13 protein-coding genes are annotated in these 14,068 nt (G+C 67.3%); 3 read left to right on the forward strand and 10 right to left on the reverse strand.

Annotated elements, in window-relative coordinates:
- Nucleotides 1-12 precede the first annotated feature (12 nt).
- The 5 genes from SL003B_RS13755 to SL003B_RS13775 form a co-directional block, all read right to left on the reverse strand.
- Nucleotides 13-900 carry a CDP-alcohol phosphatidyltransferase family protein gene (locus tag SL003B_RS13755; protein ID WP_013653466.1) on the reverse strand — a complete coding sequence of 296 codons (888 nt, stop codon included), beginning with the start codon at nt 898-900 and terminating at the stop codon, nt 13-15.
- Nucleotides 901-907: 7 nt separating this feature from the next.
- On the reverse strand, nt 908-1,720 hold the full coding sequence (locus SL003B_RS13760; RefSeq protein WP_277914629.1) for a phosphatidylserine decarboxylase: 813 nt from the start codon (nt 1,718-1,720) through the stop codon (nt 908-910).
- A gap of 87 nt (nt 1,721-1,807) precedes the next feature.
- Entirely contained in the window at nt 1,808-3,754 is a 1,947-nt protein-coding gene (locus SL003B_RS13765) for an ABCB family ABC transporter ATP-binding protein/permease (protein ID WP_013653468.1), read from the reverse strand.
- Entirely contained in the window at nt 3,751-4,134 is a 384-nt protein-coding gene (locus tag SL003B_RS22395) for an ArsR/SmtB family transcription factor (protein WP_013653469.1), read from the reverse strand. The genes SL003B_RS13765 and SL003B_RS22395 overlap by 4 nt, the downstream gene beginning before the upstream one ends.
- Before the next feature lie 189 nt (nt 4,135-4,323).
- Complete coding sequence (locus tag SL003B_RS13775) at nt 4,324-5,808, reverse strand: LysM peptidoglycan-binding domain-containing protein (RefSeq protein WP_041375546.1); 1,485 nt, start codon at nt 5,806-5,808, stop codon at nt 4,324-4,326.
- 210 nt (nt 5,809-6,018) lie between these two features.
- Between SL003B_RS13775 and SL003B_RS13780 the strand changes: the two genes are divergently transcribed.
- Nucleotides 6,019-6,630, forward strand: a complete 612-nt coding sequence (locus SL003B_RS13780; protein ID WP_013653471.1) for an LOG family protein — start codon at nt 6,019-6,021, stop codon at nt 6,628-6,630.
- A gap of 9 nt (nt 6,631-6,639) precedes the next feature.
- On the opposite strand, the gene rarD is transcribed toward SL003B_RS13780, so the two are convergent.
- From rarD to cysS, 5 genes are all read right to left on the reverse strand, one after another.
- Entirely contained in the window at nt 6,640-7,557 is a 918-nt protein-coding gene (rarD, locus tag SL003B_RS13785) for an EamA family transporter RarD (protein WP_013653472.1), read from the reverse strand.
- A 30-nt stretch (nt 7,558-7,587) separates the two neighbouring features.
- Nucleotides 7,588-9,183: a citramalate synthase gene (cimA, locus tag SL003B_RS13790; RefSeq protein WP_013653473.1), complete on the reverse strand. Its 1,596-nt coding sequence runs from the start codon at nt 9,181-9,183 to the stop codon at nt 7,588-7,590.
- Nucleotides 9,180-9,683, reverse strand: coding sequence for a GFA family protein (locus SL003B_RS13795; RefSeq protein ID WP_041375547.1), 504 nt, complete (start codon nt 9,681-9,683; stop codon nt 9,180-9,182). The genes cimA and SL003B_RS13795 overlap by 4 nt, the downstream gene beginning before the upstream one ends.
- The gene (locus SL003B_RS22805; protein ID WP_083812179.1) at nt 9,680-10,051 is read right to left on the reverse strand and encodes an endonuclease domain-containing protein; all 372 of its coding nucleotides are present in this window, start codon (nt 10,049-10,051) and stop codon (nt 9,680-9,682) included. The genes SL003B_RS13795 and SL003B_RS22805 overlap by 4 nt, the downstream gene beginning before the upstream one ends.
- 236 nt (nt 10,052-10,287) lie before the next feature.
- On the reverse strand, nt 10,288-11,832 hold the full coding sequence (cysS, locus tag SL003B_RS13800) for a cysteine--tRNA ligase (RefSeq protein ID WP_013653476.1): 1,545 nt from the start codon (nt 11,830-11,832) through the stop codon (nt 10,288-10,290).
- 284 nt (nt 11,833-12,116) lie between these two features.
- On the opposite strand from cysS, the gene SL003B_RS13805 reads away from it, so the two are divergent.
- On the forward strand, nt 12,117-13,748 hold the full coding sequence (locus SL003B_RS13805) for a L,D-transpeptidase family protein (RefSeq protein WP_013653477.1): 1,632 nt from the start codon (nt 12,117-12,119) through the stop codon (nt 13,746-13,748).
- 125 nt (nt 13,749-13,873) lie between these two features.
- The gene (locus SL003B_RS13810) at nt 13,874-14,062 is read left to right on the forward strand and encodes a hypothetical protein (RefSeq protein WP_041375548.1); all 189 of its coding nucleotides are present in this window, start codon (nt 13,874-13,876) and stop codon (nt 14,060-14,062) included.
- The last annotated feature ends 6 nt before the right edge of the window (nt 14,063-14,068 follow it).

Raw genomic sequence — 14,068 nt, forward strand, 5'->3', positions numbered from 1 at the left:
GCGGCGCTGAGCTCAGGCCGAGTCGCTCTTGTCCTTGTCGCCGAGGTGGTCGAGGTCGGTGTCGGCGCAGTCGCCGTCGTCGTCCGGCACCGGAGCGTCGCCGGTCAAGGCATAGGCGCGGTGGCTGCGCCAGGCCAAGGGAATGGAGACGAGATAGGCGCTGGCGGCCAGGGTAAGCATCTGGAACGGATAGCTGACCGTCAGCGCCACCAGCAACACGGCGAGGACGAACAACGGCAGGACCAGGTCGCGGCGGATCCGAGTGCCGATCTTCTTGCCCGAATAGGTCGGCAGGCGGCTGATCATCAGGAAGCCGATGAACATGGTGTAGAGCGCGACGCCCGGCGCGAATTCCGGCCAGTGCGGCAGCACGCCGACGAACTCCAAGTAGATCGGCATCAGCACCGTGAGCGCGCCGGCCGGCGCGGGCACGCCGGTGAAGAAGTTCACCGCCCAGGCCGGCTTGTCGGGATCGTCCAGCGACACGTTGAAGCGGGCCAGACGGAGCGCGGTCGAGATGGCAAAGGCAAGCGCGGCGATCCAGCCGAGCGACTGGACCTCCTTGAGCAGCCAGACATAGAGCATCAACGCCGGCGTGACGCCGAAATTGACGAAATCGGCAAGCGAATCGAGTTCCGCGCCGAACCGCGACGTGCCCTTCAGCAGCCGCGCGACGCGGCCGTCGAGCGCGTCGAGCACGGCGGCGATCAGGACGGCGCCGACCGCATAGTCCCAGCGCCCCTCGAAGGCCATGCGGATCGCCGTCAGGCCCGAGCACAGCGCCAGCAGCGTCACCATGTTGGGCAGGATCAGGCGCATCGGCACGCGCCGGAAGCGGGGCGTGCGGCGGCCGGTGCGGTCGGTGCCGCCGGGATCGAAGGGGGCGAAGGGCGCGGACACGGGGACCTCAGCTCATGCGGGTGAGCGGCTGGCCGACGGCGCGCTCGTCGCGCAGGTCCGCCAGCACGGTCTCGCCCGCGATCATCGTCTGGCCTATGGCGACCCTGGGCACCGTGCCGATCGGCATGTAGACGTCGAGGCGCGAGCCGAAGCGGATCAGGCCGAAGCGCTCGCCGGTGGCGACGTTCTCGCCCTCGCGCACGAAGCAGACGATCCGGCGCGCCACCAGGCCGGCGATCTGCACGACGCCGATGCGCGTGTCGCCGGACTCAATGACAAGGCCGTTGCGCTCGTTGTGCTCGCTGGCCTTGTCCAGTTCGGCGTTGATGAAGCGGCCGGCCCGGTAGGCAATGCGCACGATGCGGCCGCCGATCGGCGCGCGGTTCACGTGGCAGTTGAAAACGTTCATGAACACCGACACGCGCATCATCGGCTCGGCGCCGAGATCGAGCTCCGCGGGCGGACGGGCCGGGCCCACCTGGCTGACCACGCCGTCGGCGGGCGAGATGACGAGGCCTTCGGTCACCGGCGTCACCCGCGGCGGATCGCGGAAGAAATAGGTGACCCAGCCGGTCAGAATCAGGCCGATCCAGAACAGCGGTCCGACGAACCAGCCGAGCACGACGCTCGCGACCAGGCCGATGGCGATGAACGGCCAGCCCTCCCGGTGGATGGGAACGAAGGCGCGAGTGACGGAATCAACGAGCGACATGAGCGAGGTCCGATCCTTTCGGCGGGAGCCGGCTGCCGCCTGCCAGCCCGGTTCGGGTGGCGGTCCGCAATCCGGAACGCAGTCTTGGACGGTCCTGGGAGCGCCCAGGACTGCCGGTGATTTCTAGAGTGTTTCGGCGTGCAATTGAACCGGAAAACGGCCTTGCGCACGCCCTCTGCAGCGCGCGGCGATGCGTCAGAGCGGCTCTCCCGCCCGAGGGCCGCGCACCACGACACCGAGATCGTCGGCCGCCTTGGCGGCGCGCAGGCGCTCTTCCGCCTCGTCCGCCTCGCGCTGGCGGTCCCACATGGAGGCATAGAGTCCCTTGCTGGCGAGCAGGTCGCCATGGGTGCCACGCTCGACGATGCGCCCGGCTTCCAGCACCAGGATCAGGTCGGCATTGACGACCGTCGACAGGCGGTGGGCGATGACCAGCGTCGTGCGATTGCGCGACACCTGGTCGAGCGCCGCCTGGATCTCGCGCTCGGTGTGGGTGTCGAGCGCAGAGGTCGCCTCGTCGAGGATCAGGATCGGCGGCGCCTTCAGGATGGTACGGGCGATGGCGACGCGCTGCTTCTCGCCGCCCGACAGCTTGAGCCCGCGCTCGCCGACCTCGGTGGCGAAGCCCTGCGGCAGGGTCTCGATGAAGCGGTCGATCTGGGCCATGCTCGCCGCCGCGCGGACTTCCTCTTCCGTGGCGTCGGGCCGGCCGTAGCGGATGTTGTAGGCGATGGTGTCGTTGAACAGCACCGTGTCCTGCGGCACCATGCCGATGGCGTGGCGCAGGCTTTCCTGGGTGACGTCGCGCACGTCCTGGCCGTCGATCAGGATGCGTCCCCCGCTGACGTCGTAGAAGCGGAACAGCAGGCGCGAGATGGTCGACTTGCCGGCGCCCGACGGTCCGACGATGGCGATCGTGTGCCCGGCGGGCACGTCGAAGCTGATGCCCTTCAGGATTTCCCGCTCGGCATCGTAGTGGAAGCGGACGTCCTCGAAGCGGATCGCGCCCTCCACGGCCTTCAACGGCTGGGCGCCGGGCCTGTCGGTGATCTCGGCCGGCACGCCGAGCAGGGTGAACATGGCTTCGATGTCGGCCAGGCCCTGGCGGATCTCGCGGTACAGGAAACCGATGAAGTTCAATGGGATCGAGATCTGCATCAGCAGCGCGTTGATCAGCACGAACTCGCCGATGGTCTGGGTGCCGGCCATCACCGACCGGGCGGACAGCACCATACAGGCCGCTGTGCCGATGCCCAGGATGACGGCTTGGCCGAAGTTGAGCCACGCAAGCGACGTCCAGGTGCGCGTCGCCGCCTTCTCGTAGGCGGCCATGGAGACGTCGAAACGGTCGGCTTCCATCTTCTCGTTGCCGAAATACTTCACCGTCTCGAAGTTGAGCAGGCTGTCGATGGCCTTGGAATTGGCCTCGGTGTCGCTGTCGTTCATCTCCCGGCGGATCGATATGCGCCAGTTGGAAGTCTTCACCGAAAACCACACATAGGCGACGATCATCACCGCCACGATGACGACGTAGTGGAAGCCGAACTGGTACCAAATCACACCAGCCATGAGGGCGAATTCCATCAGGGTCGGAACACCGTTCAGGATGGTGAAGCGGACGATCGCCTCGATGCCCTTGACGCCGCGCTCGATGACCCGGCTCAGCCCCCCGGTGCGGCGCGCCAGGTGGAAGCGCAGCGACAACTGGTGCATGTGGCGGAACGTGATGATGGCGAGTTGGCGCACCGCGTGCTGGCCGACACGCGCGAACAGCGCGTCGCGCATCTGGTTGAAGGCGACGGCCAGCACCCGCGCGGCGTTGTAGGCGAGGACCAGCATCACCGGCGCGACGAGAAACGCCGGCAGGCCGGCGGCCTCGCCGGTCAGCGCATCGGACGCCCAGGCGAAGAAATAGGGCGACAGCACCGTGACCACCTTGGCAATCACCAGCGCCACGATGGCGAGCACCACCCGCATCTTCAGGTCGGGGCGGCCGGACGGCCAGATGTAGGGCCACAAGTTGGCCAGGGTCACGAAGGTCGACCCCTCGTCGGCGCTGACCAGCCTTTGCCGAGCCGCCCGCGCCGCGCCATTCGCCCGGGCCGGAGCGTCCGGGTCGGTCGCAGCTGTCTGGTCGGTCATTCGCTGGTCTCCATGGACTTGCCCTCGATGCCCTTGCGGCAACCGACCCCTGCGCTCGACGCGAGCCGCTGCATCAAGTCGGCCGAGAGGCCCTCGGCCCGCGTGATCGCCGTTTCGCTCAAGCGGTAGCAGCAGGTACGGCCGCGGACGTCGCAGGTCAGCAGGCCGGCGTCCTTGAGCACCTGCAGGTGCTGCGACACGGTGGACTGGGCCAGCGGCAGAACGTCGACGATTTCGCCGCAGCAGGCCTGCGAGCGGGCGGCCAGTTCCGTGAGGATCCGCAGCCTGGCAGGATGGCCGAGCGCCCGGTAAACCGCGGCCAGATCGTCGATGTCCGCGCCGCCGGGACCCTGGCCCGGGTCGGTGTCCGGATCGGCCATGGCGGTGGGTTTCCTCGTTTGCGTCCCAACAGGACGCGCCTTCTATCGTCGATATACGATCAATTGCGGCCGGGACAAGGGGGCACCGGGATTTAAACTCGACCGCAGCCGAAATGGCACAGCGTCCGAGCGGCCGGATCCGTCCGGGACCCCGTCCGTCCGGGACCCCGGCCGGCGAACGCGTACGGATCAGTTCGTTCCGGGCTCGGGCGTCCAGCCGAGATCGCCTTCCGGCGTCAGGAAAACCTGGCCGGGATAGATCAGGTCCGGGTTGCGGATCTGGCCCTTGTTGGCCTGGTAGATGGTGGTGTAGCGCATCCCCTCGCCATAGAGGCGGCGAGAGATGTTCCACAGATTGTCGCCCTTGCGGATGATCACGTTGGGCAACGCGCGGCTGCCCGCCTCGCCCGAGGCGCCGGTCGGGCCGCCCGCGGTTCCTTCCGCACTCACCCGGGTCAGCACCACCGCATCCGCACCCTTCTCGAAGGTGACCGCCGCCCGCGCGACGACGCTCGCAGCCGTGCTCTCGACCTGATCGACGCGCACCTCGACCTCGCCGGCCTCGACCTGGCGCTCGCCCTGCAGCAGCCAACGGCCGGTATCGTTGGCGACCGCATCGCCGACATGCGCGCCATCGACATAGACGCGGACGGTCGCGTTGGGTTCGGCGCGCCCGGCGACGTAGAGCGTGCCGTTTTCCGATTCGACCGCCTCGACGGTCACGGCGAGACCGTTCTGGGCGGCCGCAGTGCCGGCGTCCTCGGCTACCGTAGTCGCCGGCTGCGGAGCGGTATCGGCCGGACCATCGACCGGAGCATCGGGCGCGGTCGGCCGGACCTCCGCCTCCGCGACGGCGGCCGGAGCGGCCGCGTCCGGCTGCGGTGTCGGTCCTGCGCCGGTCTCCGCCGCAGGTTCAGGCTGGCCGGCCGGGGCCTGCGCCGTCGCCGTCTCGCCCGAGGCTTCGCCGGCCGGCACTTCTCCGGTAGGAGATGCAGAGGTTTCCGGCTCCGGACCGGCAGCCGTTTCGACGGCAGCCGGGGACGCTGGCTGCGTGCCGGCGGCGGTCTCGGCAGGGGCCGGCTGGGCACCGGCCAATGCCGTTTCAGGGGCCGTTTCAGCCGCCGCAACCTCGACTTCCGGCGCCTGCAGCACCGTCGACGCGGCATCCGGGGCGTTCAGCACGATGAGCGGCCTGTCTCTGCCGCCTTCGGGCAAGGATACGGTCAGGCGCTGCTCGGAGTCGGCCAGAAGCATTCCGTCGGCCGACTCTGCGCGCAGGGCGATGTCGTAGTCTCCGGCAGGCAGCGGCGTGTCGAGAATGATCGTCCATTCGCCCTCGGCGTTGGCGACGCCCTTGCCGACCACCTCGCCGTTGGCGAGCAGCGCGACGATTGCGCCGGGCTCGGATCGGCCGGCGACCACGGTCTCGCCGCCGGGCTCGATGCCGACGACATCGAAGGTCGGCGCGACGCCGGTAGACTCGGGAGCCGCCGCATCCTCGCTCTGGGCTTCCCCCGTTTGCGTCGTTGCGGCCTGGTCGGGCGCGGAGGGCGTGCCCGTCGCCGTCTGCGGCGCCGGCTCCTTGTCGCGGGTATAGATGTACCCGGTCGTCACCGCCGCAGCGCCGACGACAACCGCCACGACAAGACTCCAGATCACTCCGATTCGCGTCATCACCCGACCCCATCCCTTGCCGGCCGGACGGCGCGGTCGCGCGCCCCGATCCGGCAAAGCGTTTCTTCACGCCATGTCACGGACATGGCTACGGATTTCCTCGTGCCTGCCGCTGCCAAGCATGGATATACGTCTTTTCGCACAGCGGCAAGCAAGCGCCACCGGACGCTCCGCTTGACCCGGGCGCCGCTCCAATGCCACACATCGCTCATGGCAGTCTTGAAAAGCGTTTGCGTCTATTGCGGCTCCGGGACCGGCGAGAACCCGGCCTACAAGCGCGCCGCCTCCGATTTCGGAACAGCCCTGGCGGATGCGGGCGTCGCCCTCGTCTACGGCGGCGGGTCCGTCGGCCTGATGGGCACGGTGGCCAAGGCCACCCTAGCCAGTGGCGGCTCGGTCACCGGCATTATCCCTCATTTTCTCGAAAAACGCGAGGTCATGCTCCGGGACGTGAGCGACCTGATCGTCACCGAGGACATGCACGAGCGCAAGCGGCTGATGTTCCAGCGCTCCGACGCCTTCGTTGCCCTGCCCGGCGGCATCGGCACGCTGGAGGAGGTCGTCGAGATGATGACCTGGGCACAGCTCGGCCAACACCGCAAGCCGGTGCTGCTCGCCAACATCGACGGCTTCTGGTCGCCGCTGCTGGAGCTGCTCGACCACATGCGCAAGGAAGCCTTCATCCGCGCGGAGACCGAGGTCCCCTACCTGGTCGCCGACCGAATCGACGACGTGCTGCCGATGCTGTTCGCGGCCGTCGAAGCCGCGCCGCACGACAAGGTCAAGGTCGACGTGGCCAGGGCGCCCTACGACAAGCTTTAACTCTTTCCGTCACAACCCGCGGCCGGCGCGCATACGGCGCCAGGACTCGGCGCTGACAAGGGCCAGTGCAGCCCAGATCATGGCGAAGGTGCCGAGCTGGGCCGGATCCAGCGGCTCGCCCCAGACGAACACCGCCTGCAGGAACTGCAGCGACGGGGCGAGATACTGCAGCAGGCCCATGATCACCAGCGGCAGGCGCCGGGCGGCGGCGGAAAAGAAGATCAGCGGCACTGCGGTAACCAGGCCCGCGCCGGCGAGCGCCGGCATCAGCCACGGGCTTTCCAGGTTGGCCGGATCGACGCTCTCCGGCACGACAAGCGCGATGTAGAGGACGGCCAGAGGCAACAGCAGCAGGATCTCGACCAGCATGCCGGCCGTGGCGCCGACCGGCGTCACTTTGCGCAGGTAGCCGTAGGCGGCAAAGCTGACGGCGAGCACCAGGCCGACCCAGGGCAGGCCGCCGAACAGCACCGTCTTGATCATCACCGCCGCGATCGCCAGACCGACCGCAATGGTCTGGATGCGGCTCAGCCGTTCGCCGAGCACGACGAGGCCGATCACCACGCTGACCAGCGGGTTGATGAAATAGCCGAGGGAGATGTCGAGCACCCGGTTCTCACCGATCGCCCAGACGAACACCAGCCAGTTGCCGCCGATGATCAGCGCCGAACACAGCAGCAGGCCGACGAGGCGCGGCGTGCGCAGGATCGCGAGGATCTCGCGGAGCCTGCCCTGATAGGCCAGGTAGCCGCCGACGAAGACCATCGACCAGATCACCCGGTGGGCGACGATGACGTCGGCGGAGATGCTGCCGATCAGCTTGAAATAGGCCGGCAGCACGCCCCACAGCCCGTAAGCGGCGAGCGCGAACAGAACGCCGGTGCGCAGCTCGCTTTGCGCGCGCGTTGCCGGGCTCGCCTCGGCCATGGCGGTGTTTCCTTCGCACGGATGCCCGCGTCAGGCGACGTCCGCCTTAAGCAGCGCGTAGGTAATGGAATCGACCAGCGCCTGGAACGAGGCGTCGACGATGTTGCTGGAGACCCCGATGGTGAACCAGCGCCGGTGGGTGGTCTTGTCGTGGCTCTCGATCAGAACCCGCGTGACCGCGCCGGTGCCGCCGTCGAGGATACGCACCTTGTAGTCCACCAGTTCCAGCCCCTCAATGGCCGACTGGTACTTGCCCAGATCCTTTCTGAGCGCCCCGTCGAGGGCGTTGACCGGGCCGTTGCCCTCCGACACGTTCATGCGCGTCTCTCCGTCGACGTCGACCTTGACCACCGCCTCGGAGACGCTGACCAGCTGGCCGAGCGCGTTGTGACGCCGTTCGACCATGACGCGGAACGACTTGACGTCGAAGAAGCGCGGCACCTTGCCGAGCGCCTTGCGGGCGAGCAGTTCGAACGAGGCGTCGGCCGCCTCGTAGGCATAGCCCGCCGCCTCGCGCTCCTTGACCTCGGCGAGCAGCCGGTCGAGGCGCGGGTCCGCCTTGTCGACCTCAACGCCGAGGCGCGCCAGTTCGCCGAGCAGGTTGCTCTTGCCGGCCTGGTCGGAGACCAGCACCTTGCGCTTGTTGCCGACCACTTCCGGCGGTACGTGCTCGTAGGTCTGCGGCTCCTTGAGGATCGCCGAGGCGTGGATGCCAGCCTTGGTGGCGAAGGCGCTTTCGCCGACATAGGGCGCATGCCGGTTCGGCGCGCGGTTCAGCATCTCGTCGAAGGCGTGCGAGATCGCCGTGATCTCCGTCAGCCGTGCCGCGTCGATGCCGAGTTCGAGCCGGTCCCTGTAGGGCGTCTTGAGCATCAGCGTCGGGATCAGGGTGATCAGGTTGGCGTTGCCGCAGCGCTCGCCGATGCCGTTAAGCGTGCCCTGGATCTGGCGCGCGCCGGCGTTGACGGCGGCGAGCGAATTGGCCACCGCTTGGCCGGTGTCATCGTGAGCATGGATGCCGAGGTTGGCGCCGGGCACCACGGCGGTCACCGCGCGCACGATCGCCTCCACCTCGCCCGGCAGCGTGCCGCCGTTGGTGTCGCACAGCACGACCCAGCGCGCCCCGGCCTCGTGGGCCGTGCGGGCGCAGGCGAGCGCGTAGTCGGGATTGGCCTTGTAGCCGTCGAAGAAGTGCTCGCAGTCGACCATCGCCTCGCGGCCGGCGGCGACCGCCGCCTCGACGCTGTCGCGGATGGCGTCCAGGTTCTCCTCGTTGCTGCAGCCGAGCGCGACCCGCACGTGGTAGTCCCAGGCCTTGGCGACGAAGCAGATGGCGTCGGCCGCGGCATCGAGCAGCATCTGCACGCCCGGGTCGTTGGCAACCGACCGGCCCGCCCGCTTGGTCATGCCGAAGGCGGTGAAGGTCGCCCGCTTCGTGCGCTTTTCCCGGAAGAATTCCGTGTCGGTCGGATTGGCGCCCGGATAGCCGCCCTCGACATAATCGACACCGAGCCGGTCGAGCAGTTCCGCGATGGCGATCTTCTCGGTTACCGAGAAGTCGATGCCGCTGGTCTGGGCACCGTCCCTGAGCGTGGTGTCGAAAAGATAGAGGCGTTCGCGGGTCATTCTCGGTGTCCTTGCGCGCCGCCCGTTTCGGGCGGCCAGGCTTGCGTGTCGTGATCGGGATGCTGGAAGCCGACGAGGCTGTTCAGGAACGCGAGCGCGGCCGCATCCTCCTCGGTGCGGCGCACCGGCAGCGCGTGCAGCGTGTCGGTGTAGGACAGCTTCGCCTCGACGCCGTACTGGATCGCCGGGGCGATCGCCTCTGGATGGTCGAAGGCGCCGATGGCGAGCGCCACGCCGTCCGGGGCCTCGTAGGTCAGCGGCGTGCCGCAGGCGCGGCAGAACCCGCGGCTGACGTGGTTGGAACTGCGGAACCTCGCCGGCTCGCCACGCGTCCAGGCAAGCGTGCCGGCGCGCACGGAGACCAGCGGCGCGTAGAAGGCGCCGAAGGCCTTCTGGCACATGCGGCAATGGCAGATCGAGGCCTGGCCGAGCGGCCCCTCTACCCTGAACCGCACGGCGCCGCACTGGCAGCCGCCGGAGTGGGATACCAAGCTAGTCATGCCCGATCCTCCCGGCCACAAGCTTCCAGGACTCTGCGGCAAACACCGTCGAGTTCGTTCATGACGTCAGGATTCCAGAAGCGAAGGACCTTCCAGCCAAGTTCGAACAGGCGACTGTCACGCTCGATGCCCGCTTTCATTCCAGGCCCTTCACCGTGCTGCGAACCGTCCAGTTCCACGATCACCTTGCAGGCTGGAGCAGCGAAATCGACAATATAACCTGCAATCGGCATTTGACGGCGAAAGGATATTCCCTCCAACCGATGTCCCCTTAGCGCTTGCCAAAGTTTCTTCTCGGCCTCGGTCATATTTCTGCGCAGCGTCTTCGCATTGCCGCGTAGCGATTTAGCAACGTCATGGTGGGGCATCCCGAACTCCCCCATTTTAAGCCGCTTATTAAAACGGAACTTCAGTAACGAAACCCGAAGGTACCGCGCACGCCCCTCTCCCCCCTTGAGGGGGAGATGTCTCCGCAGGAGACAGAGGGGGGTGACGGAAGATCGCTCCAAACGCCAGGTATGCCGGACGGCACTATACCCCCCTCTGTCGGCTATCGCCGATATCTCCCCCTCAAGGGGGGAGAATGGAGAGTAGGGCACGTGCCTCACCGCTTGACCTCCCAGGTGGTGACGCGCTGGCCGGTCTGCGGATCCTTGCCGTCCTTGAGCAGGATGCCTTCGGCTGCCAGGTCGGCGCGGATTCGGTCGGCTTCGGCGAACTTCTGCTTCATCAGGTCCTTGTCGCCGGCCGCCTTCGCCGCATCGGCGGCGTCCTGGATGGCGAGGCGTTCGGCAATACGTTGCGACAAACCTTCAGGCTCTACCTTTTGCCTGCGAAGCACTTCGGCGTCGATAATTCCAAGAAAGCCAAGAATACCCATCATGTCCCATGCAAGGGATCTTGGACTTCTCACTCCCAAACTTATGTCAGTACTCATCCCGTGAAGTTGCGCGATTACGTTTGGCATCGCCAAATCATCGCTTAGTACTTCGACGGATATAGCAAGATTGTCATTTTGATCATTATTCTGAGCCGCATCGAGAATTGCGCTATACGCTGTCGGTGAATTTCGCGACAACACATGCTCATCAATCTGACGAAGCCAATTTGTCAGATTTGCATTTGCCTCCTCCAAGCGCTTCACCGAAAAATCGATCGGCTCGCGGTAGTGGGTCATCAGCATCGCCAGGCGCAGCACCTCGCCCGGCCACTTGCGGCCACCGAATGTGTCGGTGTGCAGCAGGTCGTGGATGGTGACGAAGTTGCCCTCCGACTTGGACATCTTCCGGCCCTCCACCTGGACGAAGCCGTTGTGCAGCCAGTAGTTGGCCATCTTGTCCGTGCCGTGGGCGCAGCAGGACTGGGCGATCTCGTTCTCGTGGTGCGGGAAGATCAGGTCGAGCCCACCGCCGTGGATGTCGAACACCTTTCCGAGGTGATGCTCGCTCATCACCGAGCACTCGATGTGCCAGCCCGGCCGGCCGCGGCCCCAGGGGCTCCCCCAGCCGGGCTCTTCCGCCGACGACTGCTTCCACAGCACGAAGTCGCCCGGGTTCTTCTTGTGGCTGTCGACGGCGACGCGCGCGCCGGCGATCTGCTCGTCGAGATTGCGCTTCGACAGGCCGCCGTAGGCGGGCATGGAGGCGACGTCGAACAGCACCTCGCCCGCCGCCTCATAGGCATGGCCGCGCTCGATCAGCGTGCCGATCATGACGATCATGCCTTCGATGTGCTCGGTCGCGCGCGGCTCGTGCGTCGGCGGCAGGCAGCCGAGCGCGGAGACATCGCTGTGGTACTGGTCGGCGGTCTTTTCCGTCACGCGGGCGATGGCGTCGTTGAGGCTCATCCGGCCGGCCTCGATCTCCGGCCCGAAGTCGCGCAGGGCGCGCGCGTTGATCTTGTCGTCGACGTCGGTGATGTTGCGCACATAGGTGACGCGGTCGGCGCCGTAGAGGTGACGCAGCAGGCGATAGAGCACGTCGAAGACGATCGCCGGCCGGGCGTTGCCGATATGGGCGAAGTCGTAGACCGTCGGCCCGCAGACATACATGCGCACGTTGGCGGGATCGATCGGAACGAAGTCCTGCTTCGCCCGCGTCAGGGTGTTGTAGAGGCGAAGGCCCTTGAAGCCGGGCTTGGCATCGCTCATCGCACGTGTCTCCTGGCACGCCGCCACCGGGCCGGCTGGCCGGGGACCTCCGTCTCACAGGATCATGTGCAGAAGGGAACGGCCACAGCCAGCGGGGTCGCTAGCTGCAAATAATGGCAATCGGAATGAGGGTCCGGGTGGCCGTGGTCATGGCATGAGGTTGTGACCGCTTTCGCAGCCCGGGTCAAGTGCGCAGATGCCCGCATGGCCGCGCCGGCGCTGGACAGGCAGCGCAAAGCGGCTAGGCTGTTTTGCGGATGGATTCGGCCGTGGGGGACACCGGCATGCGCAAGACGACGATCACCGCTTTCGCCCTGACGGCTGCGCTCGCGGCGGCGCTGCTCGTCTCGGATCTGCCCACCGCGCGGGCGCAAAACCCGGTTCCGGCATCCAGCGCCAGCGCCCTGCCCGCCGACCCGCTGGCGCCCGCGCTCGCGTCGCTGCTGCAGGGCAGCTCCGACGCCGTCGCCGGGCACTATGCCGCAACCGGCCATGCGCCGGTGTGGATCGCCGGCGAGCGGCTGGGCGAGCAGGGCCGCCTGGCGATCGCCGCCTTCGCGGCGGCCAACGACCACGCGCTCAATCCGTTGAACTACCATCCGCTCGAGCTTGCCGCCCGGGCCGAGGCGGCCACGACGCCGGAGGCGCTTGCCGCGCTCGACGTCGACCTGTCGCGCGCCTACGTGCGCTACGCCACGCACCTTGTCTCGGGCCGGGTGCAGCCGAACGCAGTCAACAAGGCGCTGAACATCTTCCCGCACGTGCCCGATGCCGGCGACCTGCTGGAGGCGGTCGCCGAAGCACCGGACTTCGGCGCCTTCCTCGACGGTCTGTCGCCGAACACGCCGAACTACGCGCGGCTGAAACAGGCACTCGCCGCCTACCGGGCCAAAGCGGCGGCCGGCGGCTTCACGCCCGTCCCCGACGGCGCGGTGCTCAAGCCGGGCATGAGCGACCCGCGCCTCGACGTCCTGCGCCGGCGCATGGAACAGCAGGACTATCTCGCGCCCGGCGCCCATGCCGGCGACGTCTACGACGGTGCCCTGGTCGAGGCGGTGAAGACCTTCCAGGACTACCACGGCCTTGCCGTCGACGGCGTGGTCGGCAAGGACACGCTGGCGGAGATGAACGTGCCGATCGGCCGGCGCCTGATCCAGATGGAACTCAACATGGAGCGCCGGCGCTGGATGCCGGACGACCTCGGCGAGGCCTATGTCTTCGTCAACCTGGCCGACCAGAACCTCAAGGTGGTGCGCGACGGCAAGACGGTGCACACCGCCCGCGTGGTGGTCGGCAAGCCCTATCACGCGACGCCGGTGTTCTCGAAGGACATGACCTATGTCGAGGTCAACCCGTACTGGAACGTGCCGCCGTCGATCGCGACCAACGAATACCTGCCCAAGCTGATCAGCAACCCGCGCGCGCTCGACGGCCAGAACATCCGGGTATTCTCCGGCGACGCGGAAGTCAGCCCGCACCAGATCGCCTGGGCGTCCTATTCGGGTGGCCCGTTCCCCTTCAAGCTGCGTCAGGACCCGGGCGACGGCAACGCCCTGGGGCGCATCAAGTTCATGTTCCCGAACGAATTCAACATCTACATCCACGATACGCCGTCCAGGGCGCTGTTCGAGCGCGCCCAGAGGTCGTTTAGTCACGGCTGCATCCGCGTGTCCGATCCCTTCGCGCTCGCCGAGGTGCTGCTTGCCGACCAGGGGCTCGACCGGGCCGCACTCGACCGCGCCAAGGCGTCGGGCGACCGGCAGGTGATCACGCTACGCCGGCCCATCCCCGTTCACCTGACCTACCTCACCGCCTGGATGAACAAGGACGGCTCGACCCACTTCCGCAAGGACATCTACGGCCGCGACGAGGTGCTGCAGAAGGCGCTGGCCCGGGCGATGACGGACAACCTCTGACCGACACTCCGTTTACGAAGCTGAACGGCGGCTAAAGGCACGCCTCAGCACGGGTTCAGCGCGACAGGCGCAGGGTGCGTTCATCCGGTCCACGGCGGGCCGGACGAACCCTGTCGGAGCCTGTCATGTTCCCGCGTCTGCTGTCCGTTTTGTTCGTCTTCACCGTCCTCGCCTCGCCGATCGCCGGCCTTGCGGCGCTCGCCTCGGCCTCCTCGGTCACCCCCGCAGTGTCGATGCAGAAGAGCCTGTGCATGACCTCGGGCGTCGGCTGCGGCGCCGGCCACATCCTGCTGCCCGCACTCGGCCGCATGTAATTAAGT

The sequence above is a fragment of the Polymorphum gilvum SL003B-26A1 genome (genome assembly GCF_000192745.1).
Classification (GTDB): domain Bacteria; phylum Pseudomonadota; class Alphaproteobacteria; order Rhizobiales; family Stappiaceae; genus Polymorphum; species Polymorphum gilvum.